The 20,667-nt window shown below is 70.6% G+C and carries 28 protein-coding genes and 3 pseudogenes; 22 read left to right on the forward strand and 9 right to left on the reverse strand.

Features of this window, described 5'->3' with window-relative positions:
* Positions 1-377 precede the first annotated feature (377 nt).
* The 15 genes and pseudogenes from ACGFZQ_RS50430 to ACGFZQ_RS50500 all read left to right on the forward strand — a co-directional run bounded on the left by ACGFZQ_RS50430 (position 378) and on the right by ACGFZQ_RS50500 (position 11,274).
* Positions 378-986, forward strand: coding sequence for a hypothetical protein (locus ACGFZQ_RS50430; RefSeq protein WP_393846234.1), 609 nt, complete (start codon positions 378-380; stop codon positions 984-986).
* Positions 987-1,172: 186 nt separating this feature from the next.
* On the forward strand, positions 1,173-1,655 hold the full coding sequence (locus tag ACGFZQ_RS50435) for a hypothetical protein (protein WP_393846235.1): 483 nt from the start codon (positions 1,173-1,175) through the stop codon (positions 1,653-1,655).
* Positions 1,652-2,095 carry a hypothetical protein gene (locus tag ACGFZQ_RS50440; RefSeq protein WP_393846236.1) on the forward strand — a complete coding sequence of 148 codons (444 nt, stop codon included), beginning with the start codon at positions 1,652-1,654 and terminating at the stop codon, positions 2,093-2,095. The genes ACGFZQ_RS50435 and ACGFZQ_RS50440 overlap by 4 nt, the downstream gene beginning before the upstream one ends.
* Before the next feature lie 10 nt (positions 2,096-2,105).
* On the forward strand, positions 2,106-2,519 hold the full coding sequence (locus ACGFZQ_RS50445; RefSeq protein ID WP_393846237.1) for a hypothetical protein: 414 nt from the start codon (positions 2,106-2,108) through the stop codon (positions 2,517-2,519).
* Positions 2,520-2,561: 42 nt separating this feature from the next.
* Positions 2,562-3,404, forward strand: coding sequence for a winged helix-turn-helix transcriptional regulator (locus ACGFZQ_RS50450; RefSeq protein ID WP_393846238.1), 843 nt, complete (start codon positions 2,562-2,564; stop codon positions 3,402-3,404).
* On the forward strand, positions 3,401-3,904 hold the full coding sequence (locus tag ACGFZQ_RS50455) for a regulator (protein ID WP_393846239.1): 504 nt from the start codon (positions 3,401-3,403) through the stop codon (positions 3,902-3,904). The genes ACGFZQ_RS50450 and ACGFZQ_RS50455 overlap by 4 nt, the downstream gene beginning before the upstream one ends.
* Positions 3,901-5,136, forward strand: a complete 1,236-nt coding sequence (locus ACGFZQ_RS50460; protein ID WP_393846240.1) for an MFS transporter — start codon at positions 3,901-3,903, stop codon at positions 5,134-5,136. Before ACGFZQ_RS50455 ends, ACGFZQ_RS50460 begins: the two co-directional genes overlap by 4 nt.
* 32 nt (positions 5,137-5,168) lie before the next feature.
* Positions 5,169-5,471, forward strand: a complete 303-nt coding sequence (locus ACGFZQ_RS50465) for a hypothetical protein (RefSeq protein ID WP_393846241.1) — start codon at positions 5,169-5,171, stop codon at positions 5,469-5,471.
* 257 nt (positions 5,472-5,728) lie between these two features.
* A pseudogene (locus ACGFZQ_RS50470) lies at positions 5,729-6,956 on the forward strand (ATP-grasp domain-containing protein).
* Complete coding sequence (locus ACGFZQ_RS50475; RefSeq protein WP_393846242.1) at positions 6,953-8,095, forward strand: MFS transporter; 1,143 nt, start codon at positions 6,953-6,955, stop codon at positions 8,093-8,095. The pseudogene ACGFZQ_RS50470 and the gene ACGFZQ_RS50475 overlap by 4 nt, the downstream one beginning before the upstream one ends.
* Positions 8,092-8,712: an HAD family hydrolase gene (locus ACGFZQ_RS50480; RefSeq protein WP_393846243.1), complete on the forward strand. Its 621-nt coding sequence runs from the start codon at positions 8,092-8,094 to the stop codon at positions 8,710-8,712. The genes ACGFZQ_RS50475 and ACGFZQ_RS50480 overlap by 4 nt, the downstream gene beginning before the upstream one ends.
* 58 nt (positions 8,713-8,770) lie before the next feature.
* Positions 8,771-9,610 (forward strand): annotated as a pseudogene (locus tag ACGFZQ_RS50485) (DUF317 domain-containing protein); the annotation flags it as partial.
* A 34-nt stretch (positions 9,611-9,644) separates the two neighbouring features.
* Positions 9,645-10,133 (forward strand): hypothetical protein, encoded by a 489-nt coding sequence (locus ACGFZQ_RS50490; protein ID WP_393846244.1) that lies wholly within the window; start codon positions 9,645-9,647, stop codon positions 10,131-10,133.
* A gap of 57 nt (positions 10,134-10,190) precedes the next feature.
* On the forward strand, positions 10,191-10,970 hold the full coding sequence (locus ACGFZQ_RS50495; RefSeq protein ID WP_393846245.1) for a DUF317 domain-containing protein: 780 nt from the start codon (positions 10,191-10,193) through the stop codon (positions 10,968-10,970).
* Positions 10,971-11,007: 37 nt separating this feature from the next.
* Positions 11,008-11,274, forward strand: coding sequence for a hypothetical protein (locus tag ACGFZQ_RS50500; protein ID WP_393846299.1), 267 nt, complete (start codon positions 11,008-11,010; stop codon positions 11,272-11,274).
* Positions 11,275-11,299: 25 nt separating this feature from the next.
* On the opposite strand, the gene ACGFZQ_RS50505 is transcribed toward ACGFZQ_RS50500, so the two are convergent.
* Entirely contained in the window at positions 11,300-11,422 is a 123-nt protein-coding gene (locus tag ACGFZQ_RS50505) for a hypothetical protein (RefSeq protein WP_393846300.1), read from the reverse strand.
* A 55-nt stretch (positions 11,423-11,477) separates the two neighbouring features.
* Between ACGFZQ_RS50505 and ACGFZQ_RS50510 the strand changes: the two are divergent.
* Positions 11,478-11,624, forward strand: a pseudogene (locus tag ACGFZQ_RS50510) (hypothetical protein); the annotation flags it as partial.
* On the opposite strand, the gene ACGFZQ_RS50515 reads toward ACGFZQ_RS50510, so the two are convergent.
* Positions 11,618-11,815 carry a hypothetical protein gene (locus tag ACGFZQ_RS50515; protein ID WP_393846301.1) on the reverse strand — a complete coding sequence of 66 codons (198 nt, stop codon included), beginning with the start codon at positions 11,813-11,815 and terminating at the stop codon, positions 11,618-11,620. The pseudogene ACGFZQ_RS50510 and the gene ACGFZQ_RS50515 sit on opposite strands and share 7 nt — an antisense overlap.
* 110 nt (positions 11,816-11,925) lie before the next feature.
* Between ACGFZQ_RS50515 and ACGFZQ_RS50520 the strand changes: the two genes are divergently transcribed.
* The 5 genes from ACGFZQ_RS50520 to ACGFZQ_RS50540 all read left to right on the forward strand — a co-directional run bounded on the left by ACGFZQ_RS50520 (position 11,926) and on the right by ACGFZQ_RS50540 (position 15,323).
* Positions 11,926-12,027, forward strand: a complete 102-nt coding sequence (locus tag ACGFZQ_RS50520; protein WP_393846295.1) for a hypothetical protein — start codon at positions 11,926-11,928, stop codon at positions 12,025-12,027.
* Between the two features lie 105 nt (positions 12,028-12,132).
* Entirely contained in the window at positions 12,133-12,366 is a 234-nt protein-coding gene (locus ACGFZQ_RS50525; RefSeq protein ID WP_393846302.1) for a hypothetical protein, read from the forward strand.
* An 828-nt stretch (positions 12,367-13,194) separates the two neighbouring features.
* A complete protein-coding gene (crcB, locus tag ACGFZQ_RS50530; protein ID WP_393846246.1) occupies positions 13,195-13,683 on the forward strand; it encodes a fluoride efflux transporter CrcB in 489 nt (162 codons plus the stop codon).
* A gap of 72 nt (positions 13,684-13,755) precedes the next feature.
* Entirely contained in the window at positions 13,756-14,130 is a 375-nt protein-coding gene (crcB, locus tag ACGFZQ_RS50535) for a fluoride efflux transporter CrcB (protein ID WP_393846247.1), read from the forward strand.
* Positions 14,131-14,975: 845 nt separating this feature from the next.
* Complete coding sequence (locus ACGFZQ_RS50540; protein WP_393846248.1) at positions 14,976-15,323, forward strand: DUF190 domain-containing protein; 348 nt, start codon at positions 14,976-14,978, stop codon at positions 15,321-15,323.
* A gap of 61 nt (positions 15,324-15,384) precedes the next feature.
* Here ACGFZQ_RS50540 and crcB (ACGFZQ_RS50545) read toward each other — a convergent pair whose 3' ends face one another.
* The 6 genes from crcB (ACGFZQ_RS50545) to ACGFZQ_RS50570 all read right to left on the reverse strand — a co-directional run bounded on the left by crcB (ACGFZQ_RS50545) (position 15,385) and on the right by ACGFZQ_RS50570 (position 18,469).
* Positions 15,385-15,759 (reverse strand): fluoride efflux transporter CrcB, encoded by a 375-nt coding sequence (gene crcB / locus ACGFZQ_RS50545; protein ID WP_393846249.1) that lies wholly within the window; start codon positions 15,757-15,759, stop codon positions 15,385-15,387.
* Positions 15,756-16,103 (reverse strand): DUF190 domain-containing protein, encoded by a 348-nt coding sequence (locus tag ACGFZQ_RS50550; RefSeq protein ID WP_393846250.1) that lies wholly within the window; start codon positions 16,101-16,103, stop codon positions 15,756-15,758. Before ACGFZQ_RS50550 ends, crcB (ACGFZQ_RS50545) begins: the two co-directional genes overlap by 4 nt.
* A complete protein-coding gene (crcB, locus tag ACGFZQ_RS50555) occupies positions 16,103-16,486 on the reverse strand; it encodes a fluoride efflux transporter CrcB (RefSeq protein WP_393846251.1) in 384 nt (127 codons plus the stop codon). Before crcB (ACGFZQ_RS50555) ends, ACGFZQ_RS50550 begins: the two co-directional genes overlap by 1 nt.
* 796 nt (positions 16,487-17,282) lie before the next feature.
* Positions 17,283-17,621, reverse strand: coding sequence for a DUF190 domain-containing protein (locus ACGFZQ_RS50560; RefSeq protein WP_393846252.1), 339 nt, complete (start codon positions 17,619-17,621; stop codon positions 17,283-17,285).
* A 153-nt stretch (positions 17,622-17,774) separates the two neighbouring features.
* Entirely contained in the window at positions 17,775-18,131 is a 357-nt protein-coding gene (locus ACGFZQ_RS50565) for a DUF190 domain-containing protein (RefSeq protein ID WP_393846253.1), read from the reverse strand.
* Positions 18,132-18,280: 149 nt separating this feature from the next.
* Positions 18,281-18,469, reverse strand: a complete 189-nt coding sequence (locus ACGFZQ_RS50570) for a Na+/H+ antiporter NhaA (RefSeq protein WP_393846254.1) — start codon at positions 18,467-18,469, stop codon at positions 18,281-18,283.
* 286 nt (positions 18,470-18,755) lie between these two features.
* Between ACGFZQ_RS50570 and ACGFZQ_RS50575 the strand changes: the two genes are divergently transcribed.
* Positions 18,756-19,895: a PP2C family protein-serine/threonine phosphatase gene (locus tag ACGFZQ_RS50575; protein WP_393846296.1), complete on the forward strand. Its 1,140-nt coding sequence runs from the start codon at positions 18,756-18,758 to the stop codon at positions 19,893-19,895.
* 151 nt (positions 19,896-20,046) lie between these two features.
* On the opposite strand, the gene ACGFZQ_RS50580 is transcribed toward ACGFZQ_RS50575, so the two are convergent.
* Positions 20,047-20,184 carry a hypothetical protein gene (locus ACGFZQ_RS50580; RefSeq protein WP_393846255.1) on the reverse strand — a complete coding sequence of 46 codons (138 nt, stop codon included), beginning with the start codon at positions 20,182-20,184 and terminating at the stop codon, positions 20,047-20,049.
* Positions 20,185-20,667: the final 483 nt, after the last annotated feature.

A 20,667-nucleotide genomic window follows, 5' to 3' on the forward strand; every position in this document is an offset into this window, starting at 1 on the left:
GTCCGTGAGCTCGTGTCGCCGCACCATACGGGCGTCCTGCCCGGCCAACCACGAGATCCACCCACCCAACCAAGAGCCATCAGAAACGGCCTAGTGGCTGGCGGTGCGTATCTGCTCGCCACGCTGTGCCCGGTGATCTTCCCGGCCTGGAGACAGATGGACAGTGCGAGTTCTCCCCATGACAAGGCGGAGGGCTCGCTACCGCAGGGGTCGGAGACGAAGCGAGTGTAGTCACGCTGACGGCCGTCTCGGCGCCACTCATAAATACTTGACGTCGGTGCTCCCCGTCGCGTGATCAGGCGGGGGCCTGGCCTTCTTCGTCCCGCTGTCGGTGCATGGGCCTGAGAAGGGCAGGCGTCGGGACATGGGGGTGATGAATGCCCAGTTTCGCCTGGCTTGACTTGGTGCAGAGAAACTACGTCCTGTTCGACCGCACCCCCACCTGGTACCCCGGTATGCCGCAGGTGCTCGCCGTCTACCTGCAACGGAACCACGAGAAGAAGACGTTCGCCTTCGAGCAGGCCCCGCTGCCGCTGCCCGCGATGGCGCAGTCCTGGCTCATCCACCGGGGCTGCCCGCCCGATGCCATCGGCCTTGACCCCGAGTTGAGCGGCCCGCCGCCGGTGGACGAGGCCACGCGAGCACTGGAGCGACGCCTCGCCGGCGACGGCGACCACTACGCGATGGGCTACTCCTACACCAGCGACGACCCGGACGACATGGTCGTCGTTGTGGCTCTGCGGGCGCTGGACGAGCGTGCCCCGTCGCCGTTCCGTGTCGTGGTCGAAGAGGTCGATACCGAGACGTGGACGCACAGCCTGCGCGAGGGCGGTTTCGACACGGTCGGCGAGGCCCTGCAGTGGTGCGAGGACCGCCTCATGGGCGAGGCCGGTCCTCTCCCACCGGTCCGTCCGACGGCCGCCGCCAGCCGCCCGCCCGGTGTGGCGAAGGCCGCTGCCTCGCCCTCGCCCGGCCGTTCGCGCTGAGCGCTCGGCCCGACGCCGGCGGCGCAACATAGTCGACGATCGCCGGTTAGCCAAACCGGCGATTCTCCGGACTCTTATAGCCGCCGGGGCAACTCCCCGCAGCGCCCATCCACGCAATCCCTATGTCTCTTCGGAGGCTTCTTCCGCATGCGCTCCACCCCAATTCCCAGAACAGGAGTCTTCGCTTTGTCCGACGGCATATCCGATGATGTCAAGGATGTCCTGGGCGTCCTCACCGAACGGATCGAAGCGCGCTTCGGCATGGACATCGGCCGGCTGAAGGCCGCGGTCGCCGCCGCGCCCCTGGCAAATCCTGCCGCCACCGATGTCGTCAAGTGGCATGGCCTCCTCGTCGAGGCCCATTCCGTGCTCAACCGCGCGGAGGACGACCTTCTGGCCGCGCTGGAGACGCAGCCCAGTGAGGTCGACGACCCGACGATGGGCCTCGCCCACCGCGTGAACGCGGCCGTGACCACCCGCGATGGCCGGGCCATGGTCGTGCGGTGGCTCCTTGACCCGGACGCTCCGGGGAAGAAGGATCCCGCCGCCGAACGGCTCGCCCGTCTGCGCCCCCGCACCGGGCCGGCGGTGCAGACCAGCGCTCCCCACCGGCCTGCGGGCAGACCCGCACCGGCGTCGGCGAGGCAGCCGGGAAGGCCCGTCCGTTGAGCCGGGCCACGGCCAGCAGCATGGACGGCGACCTGCAGCAGGTCTTCGGGGCTCCGGTCTCGGAGCTGTACGAAGCGGCTGCCGGCCCGGATGCCTCACCCGCCCTCGGCCGGGCCCTGGAGCTGCGCTCCTTCCTGGCGCTGACGGAGGAGCAGGTCGCACGCGTCCGCGACCGCGTCCACGCGGACATGGACCCGGGCCGCGACATGGGCAATCTGTCGGTGGACCAGCTCCGCGTCGACGCGCAGTGGCTGGAGGCAGCACTCGAGGCCCGCGACGGCTACCGCGCCGCCCTCGGTGAACTGCTGCGCACCATGCCCTCGCCCACTCAGCAGCCCCGGCCCGTCCGCACCGCGCAGCTCAGGGCCACAGCAAGCCTGCCCCGGTCCGCTGCCCCGGCACCCGAGCGTGCCGGGGCGGCCCGGGCCCGCCGACCGTGAAAGTCCCCGATTGCCCCGCCCCACGTCCACCGACATAGCCGGACGGATCGAGGACCTGTACGGCGCACCGCTCGCCGACCTCGCAGCCCACGCACGCGACCAGCCGCCCGGCATGCTCTCCGCCCTGCTCGGCATGCACCACGACCTCGCCCTCGCCGAGCGCAGCATCGACGTCCTCCGCGACCACCTCGCCCAGCTCGTCCGCCCCGAGCGGCAGATCGGCCCGCACGAGGTGTCCCACCTCCTCGACGGCACCCGCCGGCTTGCCGAAGCCGTCGCCGTCCGCGACGTCCAAGCCACCTCGGCCGCCGCCGTCCTGCAGAGCCTGGCCCGCGTCCAGGCCCCGACGCCTGGCCCGCCAGCTCCCTCACCGCCTGCCCCGGCTCCGCCTCTTGCGGCGCCGAACCCGGTGCACAGCCGCTGACCCGCAGGCGATCCCCCTTTCAATCACCCAGGAGTTCCTCCCTTGGCCACCACCGCTCTGCCCCCTGACACCGACGCCGACATCGCCCGGGTCACCGAGGCCCTCGCCATGATCACCCCGCGCTGGAACGTGAGGATCCTCCTGGCCCTGTCCGGATCGCCGCTGCGCTACAGCGAACTGGCGGCCAAGGTGTCCTGGCTCCAGAACGGCCAACTCCACCCCAAGCTCACGTCGCTGTGCGACGCGGGACTCGTCGAACGCACCGAACATGACGCACGGCATGTGACCTACGGCCACACCGAGCGTGGCGCTGCCCTGCTGCCGGTGCTGCCGGTGATCGTCACCTGGGCCGAGGAGTACATGGAGACGCCGGACGGCCCGCTGCCCGCGATCGAGCAGATCGAGGACAGCCTCACCCTCCTCACTCGGCGCCATGCCGCCGCCATCCTGTGGGTGCTGAAGTCCCGCGAGGAGGTCAGCGGCCGGTCCTTGGCCCGGATCGTGATGCCCAGTAGCGACTGGACCAACGTCTATCCGCCGCTGCGGCAGCTCGTCGCCGACGGCCTGGTCGACACCGACGGCATGGGCCGGCCCTACCGGCTGTCCGCAGCTGGTGATGGCTTGGGCGCCGTGCTCGGCTCCCTGTCCGCCTGGTCCGCCGGGCAGCCCCTCACCCAGGCCGCCCAGCACCCGGTCTGGGGGCACCCGCGGGCGAAGCCCGCGCCGAGGCCGTGGATCAGCAGCCAGTCGAGGCCGGCCCCCACGGCACTGGCACCCGCTCGGACACCCCAGTCCGCTCCGGCCTGGCACAACCGGGATCTTTTCTCGCACGCCGCGACCGCCCACCCGAAGGCAGCCATCCCGGCGGGAGGCCCGCGCCGATGAGCACCGCCATGACCTCTGCCGAAGCGTTGCGCGCTGTCGAACTGCTCGCCTCGCGGCCTTTGGTGCGCCTGGTCACCGAGATCGACGACAACGGCGCCATACCGACGCGACGGCTGGCCACTACCTTGTCCGACCTCTCCACGCACGAAGTGCGCAGCGCATCCGTCACGGCCCGCGCCCACGGTCTCATCTGGATCATGCCCGGCGCCGGTCTGGAACTGACCCAGGCCGGGACGGAGTTGGCCGACCTGTACGACGCGATGGCCCGCTGGGCCCGGCGTCACGCCTTCCCCGCCCTCGTCTGTGAGTTCAGCAGCCGCATCCGGCACGTCCTCGGTCTGCTGGCACCTTCGCTCACCGCTGAGCGCGCCGACAATCCCTCCCCGCTGGACGGTGGCGAAGGCGAGGCGGGCCTGGCCCGTCCCCGCATGCTCTTGATCCGGTGGCTGGCCGACAACCCCCAGGTGGCCAGGGTGTCCGAACCCGAGCCGATCGCGTGAGCACAGCGGTCACACCTCGGCGCGCACGTCACACCGGCGGGCTGGTGCGCAGTATCTACCTGCCGCGCACGGCGGACGCGTTGGCGTTCGCGATGTCCAGCTACGGCATCCCGCTGCTCGTCCTGGCCACCACGCGCTCCGCGGCACTGACAGGCGTGGCGTTCACCTTGGAGTGGATCCCGCGGCTGGCTGCGTTCGGGTGGGCCGGATCGGTTGTCGACCGGCACGGTGCCGCGGTGGTCTTCCACCTGGCCGCCCTGGGCCGGGCGTTGGCTCTGGCCGCCGGCGCGGTCCTGCTCCACTTCCACCCGGCGGGCACGGTGGCGAGCGTGACCGTGATGGTGCTGGCGGCAACGACCGGCGTACTCACCGAGTTCAGCTATATCGCGGTCGAGACGGCGGGCGCCGCCGCCGGACGCAGGGCAGGACGGCGGGCGCACCGTGTCCAGGCCGTGCTGCTCGGCATCGACCAGACGGCGGCCCTGGCCGGTCCGGCGCTCGCCGGGGTGCTGTTGCTTGCCGGTCCGCCGTCGATGCTCGCGGTGATCACCGTGCTCTCGTTGATTGCCGCGCTGCTCGCCCTGCGCACCCCGCCCTCGTCCGTGGCACCGGCCCGTGCGCCGAAGGGGCAGTCCGGTGCCGGACTGCTCACCGGGTGGCGCACTGTCCGCTCGCTGCCCGCGCTCGGCTGGCTCGTGACCGGGCTGACCCTGTCCAACCTGGCCACCGGCCTCCTCCAGGCGGCAGGCCCCGTGATCGTCGTCCAGCACTTCGGGCAGTCCACCACCGCAGTCGGCCTCGTCTGGTCCGCCGCTGCGGCAGCGACGCTCCTCAGCGTCACACTCTGCCGCTTCGCGCTCGACCGCCTCGGGCTGTGGCCGGTCGGCGCCACCTGTGCCGTCCTTGCCTCGCTCGGCTGTCTCGTCGCTGCCCAGGCCCCCGACTACCGCTCCTACCTCGTCCTGGTCACGGTCCTCATGGCGGCCGACGGCGGCCTGGCGGTCGTCCTGCGCACCCTGCGCTCCCGCCTGATCCCGCCGGACAAGTTCGGCAGCACCCTGTCGGCGACGATCCTCATCCTCCTGCTGCCCTTCCCCGCCGCCGGCGTGCTCACCGCGCTCACCCCGCCCGACGCACTGGGCCCCGTCATCACCGTCTGCGCGGCCCTGCAGACCCTCGGCCTGTTCTACGCCTTCGCCCGCCTGCGCACGGATCCCACCCTGCGCACCTGAACCCGCGGCGCCCCCAGCCTGTGGAGACCTTCATGTCCATCGCCGCCCTCGGTTCGCATCGCGCGACCGGCCGCACCATCACCGAGCAGTTCCATGCCTTCGACGCCCGCAACCCGCACGTCTTCGGGGCTTTGGAGCGCCTGGCCGCCCGCCGTCTGGCCGCCGGCGCCACCCGCATCAGCTTGAAGGACCTGTTCGAGGACCTGCGCCGCCAACTTCCGTACGGCGTCGATGGGCTGAACAACAACTACACCGCCCTCTATGCCCGCCGCCTGATCGACAACCACCCTCACCGGGCCAGCGTGTTCGAACTGCGCCGCCGCCGCGCTGCCTGACACCCCTCCCACGCCACCGCCCTCGCACCCTCTGCCAGCCAAAGACCGCCTGACGGGGCCGCCTCGCCCACGCGCCCCCTCCAGCGCACGGGCTGCGTGAGCAGCCGCAGCCCGAGGCCCCACCCCTCCGGGCCGACCGTGCACCTGTCCCGGTGCCACCGCGGTTCGCCCGCTTCCCCGCGCCTTTCCATCCTCCGAATCCAAGGAGCTTGCCCTTGTCCGACCGCCCCGCCGTCCTCGTCGTTGCCGCAGCCGGCATGGAGGCCGAGGCATACCGCGCGTACTGCCTTCAGTCCGTGGCCGCCGCCTATGACGTAGTCCTGATCACCAGCGAAGAGCCCACGTGGGAGGTGCCGTACCCGCGCGACTGCGTCGTCCTCTCTTGACCCGGCCGACCAGGCCGCGCTGTCCGCCGCCGGCCGGATGCTCGCCGAACGTCACGACCTGGCGGGGGTGTTCACCTGGACCGAGTGGTACCTCGTGCCCGTGGCCCGCCTCGCACGCCAGCTCGGCCTGCCCACCACCGCCCCGGAGGCCATGCAGGCGTGCCGGAACAAGGCCACGTCCCGTGCGCTGTTCGCACGGCACGGCGTGCCGTCGGCTGCTTCGGTGAGCGTGCGGACCCTGGCCGAGGCGGAGGCGGCGGCCGGGCGGATCGGCTACCGGCTCGTGCTGAAGCCCGCCGCGTATGCGGCCAGTATCGGTGTGATCCGCGCCGACACCCCCGACCAGCTCACCGCTGCCTTCGCGTTCGCCGACCAGGCGGCCGGGCTCGGGCGGGAATCCACCAGCGTGCTCGTGGAGGAGTACCTCGACGGGCCCGAGGTGTCGGTCGAGTGCGTCACCTACCGCGGCGAGATCACCGTGGTCGCGGTCACCCGCAAGACAGTCAGCGCTCCGCCCTTCTTCGAGGAACTCGCCCACTGCGTGGACGCCGCAGACCCGCTGCTCGACGTCGTGACCCCGGTGGCACAGGCCGCGATCAGCGCCCTGGGGATCACCGACGGCGTCAGCCATGTCGAGATGCGCCTCGTTGACGGCCGACCGCGGCTCATCGAGGTCAACGGCCGGATCGTCGGCGACATGATCGGCCACCTCGTCCGGCTCGCGACCGGCATCGACCTGCCGCGCGCCGCCTCCGACATCGCCTGCGGCCGGGCCCCCGACCTCACCCCGACCAGGTCCTCGGCCGCCGCCATCCAGCTGCTCTACCCGGACACCTCCGGCACCCTGCTCCGCCTCGGCTTCGACGGCACCACACCGGACTGGCTGGACCGCGTGCACTTCCAGCACCAGGCCGGCGACCAGCTGCTCCTCCCGGCCGACGGCGGCAACATGTGGACCGCGCGGATCGGCTACCTGATCACCACCGCGCCCACCGCAGACCTCGCACAAGCCCGCACCGAGGAAGCAGTCCGCCGCACCCGGATCCACGTACAGCCCCTCCCGGCCGGGGAGCGTATCGCTGGCGGGCGCCCTGCATGAGCCACAACGACGTAGCCCTCCGGCGCAGCCGCATCCTGCTGACCGGCTACTTCCTCGGTCTGGGTGTGGTGATGGCTGTCTGGGGCGCCCGCATGCCGGCCGTCCAGCACGCCGCCCACCTGACGACCAGCAGCCTCTCCCTCGTCCTGCTCGCCGCCGCTGCCGGCATGGTCGCCGGGCTGCAGGCCGGAGGCCGGCTCGCCCGGCCCGAACGCCTCCCCGCACTCCTGATCAGCGGAGCTGTCGCACTGGCAGCAGCCCTCGCCCTGCTGGGCCAATGCCGGACTCTGGCCTCGCTGCTCGCAGCAGCGCTGGCCTTCGGCGCCGCGCACGGGGTCCTGGACGTCGCAGCCAACACCGGGGCGGTCCGCTGCCAGAACGCCTACGGCACGCCCATCATGTCCTCCCTGCACGCCGCGTACTCGATCGGCGCGCTGATCGGCGCCGCCCTGGCCGCCGCCACCGCCGGCACAGCCCACAGCACCTTGTTCCTGGCGGCCGGTGCCACCCTGACGGTGGGCGTGCTCGCGGCCGTGCCGCGCTCCCTGACGCTGAGCGGCACCGACCCCACACCCCTGAGCCCCCACGAGGGACGGCACCGCACGCCAGGGCGGGTGTGGCTGCTGGGCGCGCTCGCGGCTGCCAGCCTGCTGGGAGAAGGGGCAGCAGCCGACTGGGCCGCCGTGCACGTGCACGCCCTTCACGCCGGCACGGCCCTCGCCGCGAGTTCCGTCGCCCTCTACAGCACCGGCATGGCCATCGGCCGGCTGACCGGCGACCGGCTCACGACCCGCTTCGGTGCCCCTGCCGTGGTCCGCGCCGGCGCACTGCTCGCCGCCACCGGACTGGCCACCGGCGTCCTCGCCGACAGCGTGCCGGCGGCGCTGGTGGGCTGGGCGGTCTTCGGGCTCGGCCTGTCCGGGACCGTCCCCTCCCTGATCACCGCCGCCGGGACCCACGGTCCGAGGGCCGTCGCCACGGTGTCCGTCACCGGCTACCTCGGCCTGCTCGCCGGCCCCGCCCTCATCGGCGCCCTCGCCAGCATCACCACCCTGCCCACCGCCCTGCTGCTGCCCGCCCTCGTCGCAGCCGCTCTCGCCGCCCTCGCCCACCGTGCCCTGGAGAACACCGCCCCTTGACCCGCCCCACCAGCCCCGACGCCGTCATCCTCGACTACAACGGCGTCATCGGAAGACAGCCCAGCCGCGCCCACTGGCTGCGACTGGCCGGCACCGCCTCCTGGCCCGAAGACGATCTCACCGGCTTCCAACGAGCCTTCTGGAACCCCCGCGACCTCTACGACGCCGGTCAGCTCAGCGACTTGGCGTACTGGGCACGCGTCCTCGGCGCCCACCCCGGCCCCCGCCTGCTGCGCGAACTCCTCGCCGCGGACACGAACATGTGGACCGAGACCGACGAGAGCGTCCTGGCCGTCCTACGCCGCGCCCACGCCACCGGACTGCCGATGGTGCTGCTGTCCAACGCACCTGCCCATCTCAGCACCGTGCTCGACACCCATGCGTGGCGACGCATGATGACCCAGGCGCTGTACTCAGCCCGCCTTGAGGTGTGCAAGCCCGACCCCGCCGCCTACCAACACGCCATACGGGCCACCGGAGTTCGCGATCCCCGACGTGTTCTGTTCGTGGACGACCGTGCCGACAACTGCCGGGCCGCCGCCCGCTGGGGCCTGCGGACGCTGCACTACACCGGCTCCAGCGACGTCCTCCAGGAAGCCCTGATGCTCGCCGCCTGACCCGCCCGCGCTTTCACCCCTTCAGGAACCTGTGACCTCTCACGACGACCTGCGCACGATGGACGGAGACGTCTTCGTCTCTCCGCGCCACCTCGCCTCCACCACCGGGGTCGGCGACCCCGCCCTCGCCCCGCTCATCGACCTCGGGTGGGACCTGGACAACGACGACCTCGGTAACGCCTACGTCAACGCCCCCGACCGCAAGGTCCGCCTGGGCTACCTCCCCGAAGGGGAGGACGACGGGCTCTGGCGCATCAACGCCTACCGCGACCCGTTCGGACCACCGACCTGGGGCGTCTGCTTCAACGACCGTACCCCGACCGAGGTCGTCCAGGCATTCACCACGGCCCTCGCCACGGCGTACCAGCAGGGACCGGCCGGCTACCTCGCCCGGCCGGTCTCCGGGAGCGACGAACACGATCCCTTCCTCGCCGTCGTGCCCCTCCTGAAACAGGGCTGGGAGATCGACCGCCCCCGCTGGGGCGTCTTCGCCATCCAGGCCCCGGACGCACTCGCCGGGCTGGAGTTCACCACCGGCGACCTCGAGCCGGAAGCCGAACTGACCACGCGCGAAGCCCGCTGGCAGCTGTGGGCGGGCAACTCCATCGACCGGCCCGTCTGGTACGCCACGGCCAGCACCGACACTCCCGTCGCCCTGCTCACCGCCGTCACCCGGTGCGTCGCCGATCCGGCTCCACTGCCCCGGTGGCGCGAGGACACCTTCAGCTACATCAAGGGCATAGGCCAGCTCACCCCGATCCTTCCGCCCGGCCCGCCGGCCCCCACCCCGCTCGATGTGCAGCGGGCCGCCGCGTCCCGCCGCCCGGCCGCGCTCCCCGCGTCCAGCGTCCCGCGCTGGAGCACCACCAGCAGACCAGCCCTGCCCGGTCCACGCCGCTCGCACAGGCCCTTCCTCCTACCGGAGACCCCTCTTGTTCCTGCAGTCCCCGGAGTTCTTCGCCGAGCTGTGCCTCCCCTTCCCCGACCACGCCGTTGTGGGCAACACCTACTTCGCCGTCCCCGCCCCCGGCGGACAGCTGCGGCTGCGGATCGATTTCACCGACACCATCCGGGCGGACACCTACGGAGGGTTGCGCGTGGCGGTCGTCCACCCGGACCGCGGCGAGATCGACGCGGTGGCACTCAGCTTCCTCGACCACGGAACCTTCCACCGCCGCGACGAAGCGACCAACACCCGGCCGAACACACACGGTTACGGCGTGATCCACAAGTACCACCGTCAGGATCAGCCACCGTGGGCTGGCGCCGTCACCACAGGGCTGCGTGACGCCATCGAGCACTACACCGCCGTCTGGTTCCCCGGCGCCTGGAGCATCTCCACCCCGGGCCGCGCCGCAGGTCGCACTGCGCAACCGGCGCCCGCCGCGCCGGTCACCGCCAACGGCGCCCGTGCCCGCTGAGCCGGGCCCACCGCCTACCCAGCCGTTCCGCACCCTTCAGCAGGAGCCCTGCCCGTGATGACCCACCCCTTCGAGAACCTCGACCCGGCCCAGCCGGTGCAGGTCCTTCCCCGCCATCTGGCCGGGCCTGGCGCCGTCGACCCTCGCACCACGTGGGACTTCCCCTACGACGAGGGCTGGCCGTTCGCCCAGACCGAGTTCGCGGCTGCCGCGTTCAGCCCGTGCCTGCGACTGCAGACCACCTACGACCCCCAGCCCGAAAAGCCCGGCAAGGGCACGTGGATGATCACCGCGCATCGGGCCCCGTTTACCCCTGCGGACTGGTGCATCACCTTCGACGCCGCCACCCCCGTCGAGCTGGTCCACGACGTCCACACCGAACTGCTCGACCTCTACCTCGAAGACCTGCACAGCGACCAGGACCGGCTGTTCCAGGACGAGACGACCGCGCAGGAGGCGTACGTGCCGCTGCTCACCCGCGGCTGGAGCCACGACGTCAAGACCGACGGCACACAGACCTTCCTCAGCCCGGAAGGACTCGGCGGCGTCCGCCACCGCTACGCCAGCGGCTCCAGCGGGCCGGCCTGGCGAGCCTGGGGCGGCCATCCAGACGAACCGCACTGGAAGGCGGACTTCTCCTTCCGGACACCCACCACGCTCGTCGCCGCCTTCACCGCCTCGCTCATCTCCACCGAGCCACTGCACCGCACCGTCCAGGACGTCCCCGTCCAGACCCGACGCGCCCTCTACATCGCCACCACGACCACCAAGCCCGCGCACGGCAACACGCCCGTCGCCCCGCCACCCCCCGTCCCGGCCCCAGGCCGGACCCGCTGACCTGTCCTGCTTCCAGACCCAAGGAGTTCTCTTCCCCGTGCACGTGTGCTTTGTCCGATCCGCCGCCGTCACCGCCGCGATGGCCGGCACCCTCATCTGGGCGCCGACCGCGAGCGCCCAGCCCTCCGAACCGGCCCCCTCGGCCTCAGCCGCCCCTGCCGAGACACCGGCCCCGGACACGGGCAGCGTCGAGATCACCGCGAAGGACACGGCCGGAGGCGTCCTCCCGGCGCCGTGTTCCTGCTGCTCGACTCCGCCGGCCAGGAAGCCGGACGCGGCCAGAGCGACGCCCAGGGGAAGCTGACCTTCCCCGACCTCGCGCCGGGCGTCTACCGGCTCAAGCAGACGGCCACCGGCAGCCCGCTCCACGAGGTCATCGCCGACCAGGACGTCATCGTCACCCCGGGCAACGCCACCCGGCTGACGATCACCGACCCGTTCAAGGCCGCCAAGGTCCTCCTGCAGGCCAAGGACGACAAGACGGGAAAGCTCCTGCCCGGCGCGACCGTGAACATCGGCACCGGCACCTCCACGCTGCTCACCCTGACCACCGGTGCCAAGGGCACGGCCTCGGGTGAACTGCCCGTGTCGAGCCGCAGGACGCAGTTCTGGGTCAAGGAGATCAAGGCCCCCGCCGGCTACGGCCTCTACAAGCCGACGAAGACGTTCACCGCAGGCCCCGGAGCCTCGGTGACCGTGACCGTCACCAACGCCAAGACGGCCACCGCCCCGAAGCCTGATTCCTCAGACAAGCCGACGCACCAGCCCACCGACTCCCCGGCGAGCCCGGAAAAGCCAAGCAGCGGTACCGGAGGCACCACGCCGTCCGCCTCGGGCAGCGACACACCGGAGCCCGAACTCCTCACCCGTCTCCCCGACCTCGGCCGGCGACCCCACGCCGAAGACGCCGACAGGTTCCCTCGCCCACACCGGAGCCGACGCCACACCGTGGCTGATCGGCGGCGCAACTGCGTTGATCACAGCCGGCGGCGGCGCTCTCCTCCTGGCACGCCGCACCCGCACGGACAGCCCCACCGACGACTCCACCGAGAGCTGACCCGCAGTCCACCCCGCTCCATGACTTATAGCCCCCGGATTCCACAGCCTGGAATCCGGGGGCTCTGTCGTCCACGAACGCGGTGGCCCTCGTTACGCTGCCGCAGTGATCGACCCCTCCTCGCTCCCCGGCGATCCCTCAGAGCTACACCTGCGCATCTCCTACGACGACGAACTCCGGGACACCCCGCAGGCCGACACGCTGGAACGCTGGAACGTGGCCGTCCTTCACCGCCGACGCACCCGCGCCGCGGGGCACGAGCCGGTCGCCCCCAGCGCGGGTACGCGGCCTCCGACGCCCCGCTCCGCACGGTCGAGGACGCCCTCGTCGGATCCATGACGTTCTACAGGGTGCACCTCGACCGAGGGCGCAACGCCTACTTTATCCCGCCATCTCTTACGCATCGACTGCTTGTCTTTGCGGCTTAAATGCCCAGTTCAATTGGGCAGCCAGTCCGGGAGCATTGCAACAGTGGTGTTGCTTCTCTCTGCCTTCGCCGTGCCTCAGTTGCGCCAAGGGCATCGCCTGCATGGGTCGGCGCGGATCGCGCCGCAGGCGCCCCGCCAAGCTCCGGGCCGACAAGGCGTACCACTCCGCCGACACCTTGTCCTGGCTGTGCAAACGCGTCATCATCCGGATCGCCCGCCCAGGCGTCCGAGTCCACCGCACGACTCGGACGCCACCGCTGGAAGATCGAGAGGTCCATCTCCTGGGCTGTTCGGCTACCGCCGCCTCCCCGTCCGGTACGACCGCAAAGGCAGCCACTTCCTCGCCTTCCTCGGCCTCGCCGCCGTGCTGACCCTGCTGCAAGGAACTCGCCAAGCTCGCCACGTGAGCTTTCTTATGCTTCGGTTCCGCCATCACGGCGTTTGACCCATAGCCCCGCTGCGACCGAGCAGAATGGATGCGGACTGGCTCGCTGGCAGGCGGAGGGGAAAGGCGCGTGGCGTGGGCATGTCGCTGCGGTGAGCATGCCGTAACCGCGCCCTGCCCGGGCGGTAAGGGCAGCGGGCGGGTCCGGTATTCTGGCGGCCTGCGGCGCCTGTGGGATGCCGCGCGGTGGTGGGGCCCGCCGTACGCGAACTGCGGCGAGGATGCCGCCAACGGTCCCTACTTGCGATGATGTGCGCCCGGATGCCGGGTGCCCGGCGAGTAGGAGACGCGGGTATGGAGATGGCGTCGCGGCAGTCGGTGGTGGACTCGTCCATCGATCCCGATCTTGATGAGCAGTCCCTGCGGCAAGGTGCGCCGTGGCGGGGGCAGTGGCCGGTCATCCGCGTGGTGGCGCTCGGCGGTGCCATCGGAGCGTCAGCCCGGTACGGGGTGGGGCTGCTGTGGCCGCTCGCGCCGGTGGCGTTCCCGTGGACGACGCTGGCGGTGAACGCTGTGGGGTGCGCGGTGATCGGGGTGTTCATGGTGGTGATCACCCAGGTGTGGGACGCGCCCCGGCTGGTGCGGTCGTTCTTCGGTACCGGAGTGCTGGGCGGGTTCACTACTTTCTCGACGTACGCCGTGGACATTCAGCGGCTGGTCAACGGCGGGCGTGCTGGGGTGGGGCTGGCGTACCTGGGGCTGACGCTGTTGGCGGCGTTGGCGGGGGTGTGGGCTGGGGCGTCGGTGACGCGCCGCGTGGTCGGTGGGAGGGCCGGGCGATGACACGGCTGGCAGGCGGGGCGGAGAACGGCGGCGTCGAGGTAAGCCGGTACATAGGCGGGGAGGGGAGGCGCGGTGAACTGGCTGCTAGTGATTGCCGGTGCGGTGGTTGGCGCGCCGTTGCGTTATCTGACCGACCGGGCGGTGCAGGCCCGCCATGACACCGTCTTTCCGTGGGGCACGTTCGCGGTGAACGTGGCGGGCTGTCTGGTGCTGGGCCTGGTGACGGGGGCGGTGACGGCGGGTGCGGCGTCGCCGCAGGTGCAACTGGTGCTGGGCACAGGGCTCTGTGGGGCGCTGACGACGTATTCGACGTTCTCGTACGAGACGCTGCGGCTGGCCGAGGACGGTGCGCGGTTCTTCGCCGCCGCCAACGTGGTCGCCAGTGTGGTGGCCGGTCTGGGAGCGGTGTTCGTCGGTGCGGCGGTGGCGCAGGCGGTGTGGGGATGATTCGTACACGCCGTCCGGGCGGCTGGCGTCGGGGTGGGGTTGGCGGATCTTGGTGTGGTTCGGCACGGGAGCCGGGCGGACTTCGTGTACGAGGGCGCCCGTTCGGTGACGGGTCCGCTGCTGGCGTCGCTGGCTGGGTGCGTCGGCGGTTGTGGTCGGGTGGTGACCGGCGCGGGTGATGCCGCTGCGCTGGGGCTGCGGCTGGTATAGGGGCCGTTGGTGGACCGTACCCGGCGCTTTTGGGGCCTGACTCGCCGGTACGCCTTGACCGTGGTCACCGAGCAGGTGCTCAGGCTGGCCGGCGTCTTGCGGGCGGCATGCGCGCTGGTGATCGCCGAGCGGGTCGGCAAGGCGGTGCGGCCCCCGGCCAGGGATACCCGGCCCTGCGGGTTTTGGCCGCGCCCGGGGCCGTGGTGCTGGGCGCCGGGGCTGCACGGGATGTGGTGATCGGCCGCCGGGCGTCTGCGGGAGTAGCCTTAATCGTAAGCGGCGCCTCTGTCCTGTCAGCGGCGGTCGCGCGGCGGTGGGGCTCGCCGTACCCAAACCGCGGCACCTTCGGTGCCGCCAACAGTCCCTACTCGTGAAACTTGTCTGCCCGTCTGTGGGCCCACACGAGTAGGAGGGTTACGGCATGAAAGGCAGTAAGCCGCAGGTCACGGGGTACACCGGTCTCCAGGCTGATCGGCTCACGCATGCGCGGCGCCGTGGACATGGGGCGCGCAGGTTCTCTCTCCATGGACAACGTCGGGTACCCGGCCTCGGGCGGTCTGACGTTCACGGCTGGTTTCACCGCGGCGGTGCGGGGTGCGGCGCGGCACGCACCGCGTGGCGGCCAGGAGGACACCATGAGGCTGATTGACAGAGCCCTGCAGCTGACGGTGTTCATCGAGGAATGCGACACCTGGAGGCACAAGCCGCTGGTTGCGGAGATCGTGCACCGGGCCCACCAGGCCGGGCTGGCCGGCGCGTCCGTCTTCCGCGGAGTAGAGGGCTACGGGGCATCCACAGTCATCCACGGCTACCGGCTGTGGTCGGTCAAGCAGGATCTGCCCCTCGCGATCGTCATCGTCGACGAAGAGGAACGCATCCGGCGCTTCCTGCCCACGGTGAAGGAACTGGTCACCGAGGGCTTGGTGATCGTCGAAGAGGTCGAGGTAGTCCGCATCGGCCAGACGCACGCAGACGCCGTCTGACGGGGGCGGCGCTGACGGAGCGAATGGTGGCCCAGCAGTGTCCGGATGGCGCGGGCGGGGCCTATCCGAACACGGCCTTGGCCACGGCCAAGCCGATGAACACCGCTCCGAGCCCCGCGATGACCGAGGCCGCCACGTTGACGAACGCCAGGAACCTCGCGCCGGCCGCGGCCAGGCTCAGCGTTTCGTAGGAGAACGTCGAGTACGTGGTCAGCGCCCCGCACAGCCCCGTCCCCAGGAACAGCTGGACCTCCTTCGGCGCGGAGCCGGACAGCGCCGCCCCCGTCAGCACTCCGAGAATCACCGAGCCGGTGATGTTGACGGCGAAGGTGCCCCAGGGAAAGACGGTGTCGTGGTGCGCCTGGACCGTGCGGTCTGTCAGATACCGCAGCGGGGCACCGATGGCGCCACCGAGCAGCACCAGCAAGAGCCTCATCGGCTCACGGCCTCCCGCCCCACGTAGTGCACGACCTGGACCTCTTCCAGGGTGACCAGGCCCTCGATGGCCAGTTCGTCCAGCTGCGGCAGGAAGCCACGGATCCGGTCCTCCTCGTCCACGATGACGACCGCAGTCGGCAGGTCGTCCGCCATCGACAGCAACCGGGTGGTGTGCACGATCGAGGACGCCCCGTAGCCCTCCACCCCGCGGAAGACCGACGCCCCGGCCAGTCCCGCCGCGTGAGCACGATGCACGATCTCCGTGTACAGCGGCCTGTGATGCCAGGTGTCGGTGTCGTCTACGTAGACCGTCATCCGCAGTGTGCGACCCATGAGCTTCATTACTGCATCCTTCCGGTCATGGCACGGCGCGCGGCTGCCGCGCCGATCGTCACCGCGGCCATGGCGGCCATGACGGTTACCGCCAGGTAGGCCAGCGCAATACCGGCCCGCTCCTGTGAGACCAGGCGCTCGATGTCGGCGCAGTACGTGGAGAAGGTGGTGAATCCGCCCAGCACCCCAGTGCCGAAGAATGGCCGCAGCAGATAGTGCGCCGACCACACTTCGGTGACCGCCACCAGAAAAAAGCCGATGATCAGGCAGCCAACGGCGTTGACACCCAGCGTCGTCCACGGAAACGCGCTGCTACCGGTGGGCCACAGCTGCCCCGCCTCGTAGCGGGCGCCCGCCCCTACCGCCCCACCTACGGCGATCACAGAGAACACCGCGAACTCCCGGCGGCGCGCTTCACGCCGCAGTTGCGCCTCCTCGGCTGCCGTAGCCCGCTCGGCCGGCCCGGCAACCGTCCTCGGCCCTCCGGCCACACTCCTCAAACCGCTACGCCCCGCGCGCCTCTGCACACCGATCACCGTGCACCCGCCCCTGCTCCGGGTGAGCAAGGACCGTCGTCGCGTTACTGCCGCCCTTTGGGCACCATCTCCTGCGACCCCACCGATGCCGTATGACCAGCCTAAACCTGGCTCCTGGGGATGCGCGGCATCATGCCCGTCGCTATGCATTGACCAACCGCCGTGCTGGCCGTCAGACCCGTACTCCCGTCTCGCAAACAGCGAAGAGCAGGACGGTCACGCCCCAAAGCTCACTCAGCGGCAACAAGACCTGGGACAGGACAGGCCGGTGATCTCACCGGGAATTACCTGTCTGCTCGTCCTGCCGCCCGGGAGGGACATTCGAACAAGACGGGGCACCCCCGTGGAGGGCGCGGACCGCTCCAGCCGACGTATGCGGCCTCGACTCGGTCGTCCGGCTTTTCGATCCGACTACGCCGGGCCGGAGTTCCGTGCCCGTAGGTCTTGTTCCAGGTGGGACGCCCTGCTTGTCGGAATGGGCGGTGACCGGCACCCCGTCGATGTGAGGGGTTACGCGTTTGTCGTCGGTGGGACCATCCGGCCCGGCTGGCTGCCACAAATACGCTGTCGAGGCGGGCCTGGACAGCCTTGTCGGTGAGATACCGCAGCGGGGCGCCGATCATGCCGCCCAGAAAGACCATGGGGACGGGCATCAGCGCCTCTCCTCTCCGGCGGCAGGTCGAGGCAAGCCGGTGACGTGGCAGACCGCCTGCAGCGGCTCCAGGGTGACCAGCGACTGGGGGGCGACGTCGCGGACCTGGGGGAGGAAGGCACGCACGCGGTCCTCCTCGTCGATAACCACGACGGTCAGGGGGAGGTCTTCGGCGAGGTCGAGCAGGCTGGTGGTGTGCACGAGCGAGGAGGCACCGAAGCCCTCGAAGCCGCGGAAGACGCTGGCGCCGGCGAGCCCGGCGCGGTGCGCGCGGTGGACGATCTCGGTATAGGCCGGCTTGTGGTGGTACTGGTCCCACTCGCCGAGGTAAACGGTCATGCGCAGGACCGGGCCTTTGAGGGGCGCACGGGGCGCGCGCGGAGGGAGGTCGTCGTCCCCGTGGTGGTGTCGGGGAAGGTGTGGGGTCATCGCGCGCTTCCTTTGCGGGGAGGATCGCCGAGGTGGGGCGGATGGCCGTATCGGCGGGGGTGTTCACGACTCGTGCGCATCGTGGCTGGCCACGGCGGAGATATCGACGACCTCAACCGGTTGGAGGGTCGCCAGCAGAACCGCCTGCATACGGTCCAGGCGTGTCAAGAAGTTCTGCAGGATGACCATGTCGTCGACGAGGACGATCTCGGCCGGGAGATGCTGAACAAGCGCGAGCACACTCTCCCTGCGTTCGGTGCCAGCATCGCCGAATCCTGCAATACCACGGCGCACGCTCGCCCCCCGCAGCTTGCCTTCCCAAGCACGGCGCACGACCTCCTCGACCAGTGACTGACCCCGCCACTGCCGTGCTTCATCGAGGTAGATCGTCAGCCGGCCCCAGCCGGCCGGTGAGGACATCACGCCTCCTCCCCTCGGCAGAGCGGGACACGCCTGTGGCTCCAGGCGCGGGAGATGCCCACTCCCAGGGTGCACCGGGTACGTTCACGGTGCCAGTGCGGCGGGCGGCGACACCAGGACGGCGCACACATCGTCCACCGTTGCCAGCGTCAGCAGAAACGTGCGCAGCGGGCGGGCAGGTGCCGGCCGACCACCGCAAGGATCGCCACGGCGAAGGCCGGATCGGTCACCATGGGAATGCCCCACCCGCCCAGCTCCTCCCCGGACGTGGTGGCGTTCGCGGCGAGGAACACCGCGGCCTGGACCAATGTGGCGCCGAGCGCGGCAACGATCGGCACTGGCAGCCGACTTCAGCACCGCCGGTCTTGACCAGTCGCGCGCCGCCCCTCGGTCCGAAAGCAGCTCCGCGCGGGTGACGACCCTCGTGCACGATGTTCGTGCCGCGTTGCCCCTGCCGGAGGCATCGGTGGACGCCGTCTTCGCACACATGCTGCTGTGCATGGCTCTGTCCGCCTCGGAGATTCACGCGCTGCGTCGAGGGTGGGCCGGTCCGCGATCCTCGCGCAGAGCTGGTGGGGCGGTGGCAGTCTGGAGGATGTGCAGGCTGGGCATGGCTTGGCTGGTGTGCGGCAGGTGTGGCAGTCGAGTCATGTGCTGCTGGTGATCCCGGTCGTCCTCATCGTGGTGATCACAGCGGTGGATCAATCAGTCCCCGCCGACATCCATCTCGGCCCGCTGCTGGTCATCGCTCCTGCGATCACCGCCTCGTTCGCCGGCCCGCGGCTGACCGGCCTGATCGGGTTCCTGGCCGTGGCCGCGCAGGCGTACATCGGCTGGCACTTCGGCATGCTGGCCTCGCGCAACGTGATGGTGCAGATCCTCGCCCTGGCAGTGCTGTCAGCCATGATCGTGTTCTTCTGCGTGGTGCGGGAAAGGTATCGGCGCCAGCTGGCCAAGGTGCGGTCGGTCGCAGAGGCCGCGCAGCACGTCCTGCTGTGGCCGCTGCCGGAGCGGATCGGCGCGCTGCGGATCGCCTGCCTATACCTGGCCGCCGAGGACGAGGCGCAGATCGGTGGTGATCTCTACGCGGCCACCCGCATCATCGGCGGTGTGCGCATCATGATCGGCGATGTGCGGGGCAAGGGGCTGTCCGCCATCGGCGAGGCCGCCCTCCTGCTCGGAGCCTTCCGCGAAGCCGCCCACCAGCACACCTCCCTGCCTGATCTGGCCGCTTCCCTGGAACAGAGCGTCACCCGCTACCTCGCCGAATTCGAGCCGGCCGAGGAAACCGGCGAACGCTTCGCCACCACCTTGCTGCTGGAACTCCCCGACGACGACCCCATCACCCGAATCGTCAGCTGCGGACACCCCCCGCCCCTGGTGCTCAGCCCCGGCAAGTCCCTCACCGTCCCCAGCCTGCACCCTGCGCCACCGCTGGGGATCGGCGAGCTGGGACCGGAGGAATACAAGATCGATGTGCTCTCCTTCGAGCCCGGCGACACGCTCCTGCTCTACACCGACGGCGTCATCGAAGCCCGCGACGCCGATGGCGCCTTCTACCCCTTCGAGACACGAGCCGCCCAGTGGAGCGAGGCCGGCCCGGAATCACTGCTGCACCACATCCGGCGCGACCTGCTCGCTCACACCCGCGGACGCCTCGGCGACGACGCGGCCCTCGTCGCGCTCCGCCGCGAGCCCGACACCCACCGACGCCACCATCACGGGCGCGTCATCCACGCGAGTACCTTCGGCACAAGCTCCTGAACTGGACGTACGACGTAGGACGGGACATCTGGACGGCCGTTCGTACGGCGCTCGCGAACGGCCCACTGCACCCGGCAGCGGGCCGCCGGCGTTTGTCGCTCCCCATGCGGGCGGGGCTGGATCGTAGTTGTGCCTGTTCCTGGCGGGAGCGTCAGTCACGATCGACCTGTTCCGGGTTCGCCTGTTCCGGCAGTGGCGGTGATGGCGGGAACAGGTGGTCTTCCAGGGCGGGTAGCCCGAACAGCATGAGAAACGGCACCACTGGCCCGAGCAGAGCTATCACGATCACGGCGCCTCCCCGCGAACTAGCGATCACGGCTGTTACTTGGCGGCAAGCCGGCCACGTTCACCGTGCGGCCGAACGGGGGACGCCGCACATGGGGACGAGGCCCGTGTGGGCCGAACGGGTGATGTCTTGTCGTGCGGACGCATGGCCGGGCCGCGCTGGACCGCGGCGGCCTGGCGCGTTCCGGCCGCGCAAGTGCGGCCGAGCAGCCCTGTCGCCCCGTGAGACTCGGAGTCGCGGCCCTCGGTAGTGCCGGATGGTGAGGGGCCGACCGTCGGCCGGCCCCTGCATAAGGTGTGCAAATCTGACTGGCGGCAGAGGCTGGGGAACGGGTGCCGACGCGGGAGGCACGCGATGCGTGAGCACTACCACGATGAACTGGATTCGATCACTGATGGCCTCATAGAGATGGCGAACCTGGTCGGCTCGGCCATCGGCCGAGCCACCACCGCCCACACAGATTGCGCTGAACACGTAGGAGCTAAA

The organism is Streptomyces sp. NPDC048254, from assembly GCF_043201895.1.
Taxonomy (GTDB): domain Bacteria; phylum Actinomycetota; class Actinomycetes; order Streptomycetales; family Streptomycetaceae; genus Streptomyces.

Bases quoted from the DNA above. Each gene is read 5' to 3' on its own strand.
- ACGFZQ_RS50465 (WP_393846241.1), top strand. From the start codon at position 5,169: ATGTCCATCGCCGCCCTCGGTTCGCATCGCGCGACCGGCCGCACCATC.
- crcB (WP_393846249.1), bottom strand. From the start codon at position 15,759: ATGAGGCTCTTGCTGGTGCTGCTCGGTGGCGCCATCGGTGCCCCGCTG.
- ACGFZQ_RS50540 (WP_393846248.1), top strand. From the start codon at position 14,976: ATGAGGCTGATTGACAGAGCCCTGCAGCTGACGGTGTTCATCGAGGAA.
- ACGFZQ_RS50430 (WP_393846234.1), top strand. From the start codon at position 378: ATGCCCAGTTTCGCCTGGCTTGACTTGGTGCAGAGAAACTACGTCCTG.
- ACGFZQ_RS50455 (WP_393846239.1), top strand. From the start codon at position 3,401: ATGAGCACCGCCATGACCTCTGCCGAAGCGTTGCGCGCTGTCGAACTG.
- ACGFZQ_RS50565 (WP_393846253.1), bottom strand. From the start codon at position 18,131: ATGTCCTCACCGGCCGGCTGGGGCCGGCTGACGATCTACCTCGATGAA.
- ACGFZQ_RS50550 (WP_393846250.1), bottom strand. From the start codon at position 16,103: ATGAAGCTCATGGGTCGCACACTGCGGATGACGGTCTACGTAGACGAC.
- crcB (WP_393846246.1), top strand. From the start codon at position 13,195: ATGGAGATGGCGTCGCGGCAGTCGGTGGTGGACTCGTCCATCGATCCC.
- ACGFZQ_RS50560 (WP_393846252.1), bottom strand. From the start codon at position 17,621: ATGACCGTTTACCTCGGCGAGTGGGACCAGTACCACCACAAGCCGGCC.
- ACGFZQ_RS50495 (WP_393846245.1), top strand. From the start codon at position 10,191: ATGACCCACCCCTTCGAGAACCTCGACCCGGCCCAGCCGGTGCAGGTC.
- ACGFZQ_RS50475 (WP_393846242.1), top strand. From the start codon at position 6,953: ATGAGCCACAACGACGTAGCCCTCCGGCGCAGCCGCATCCTGCTGACC.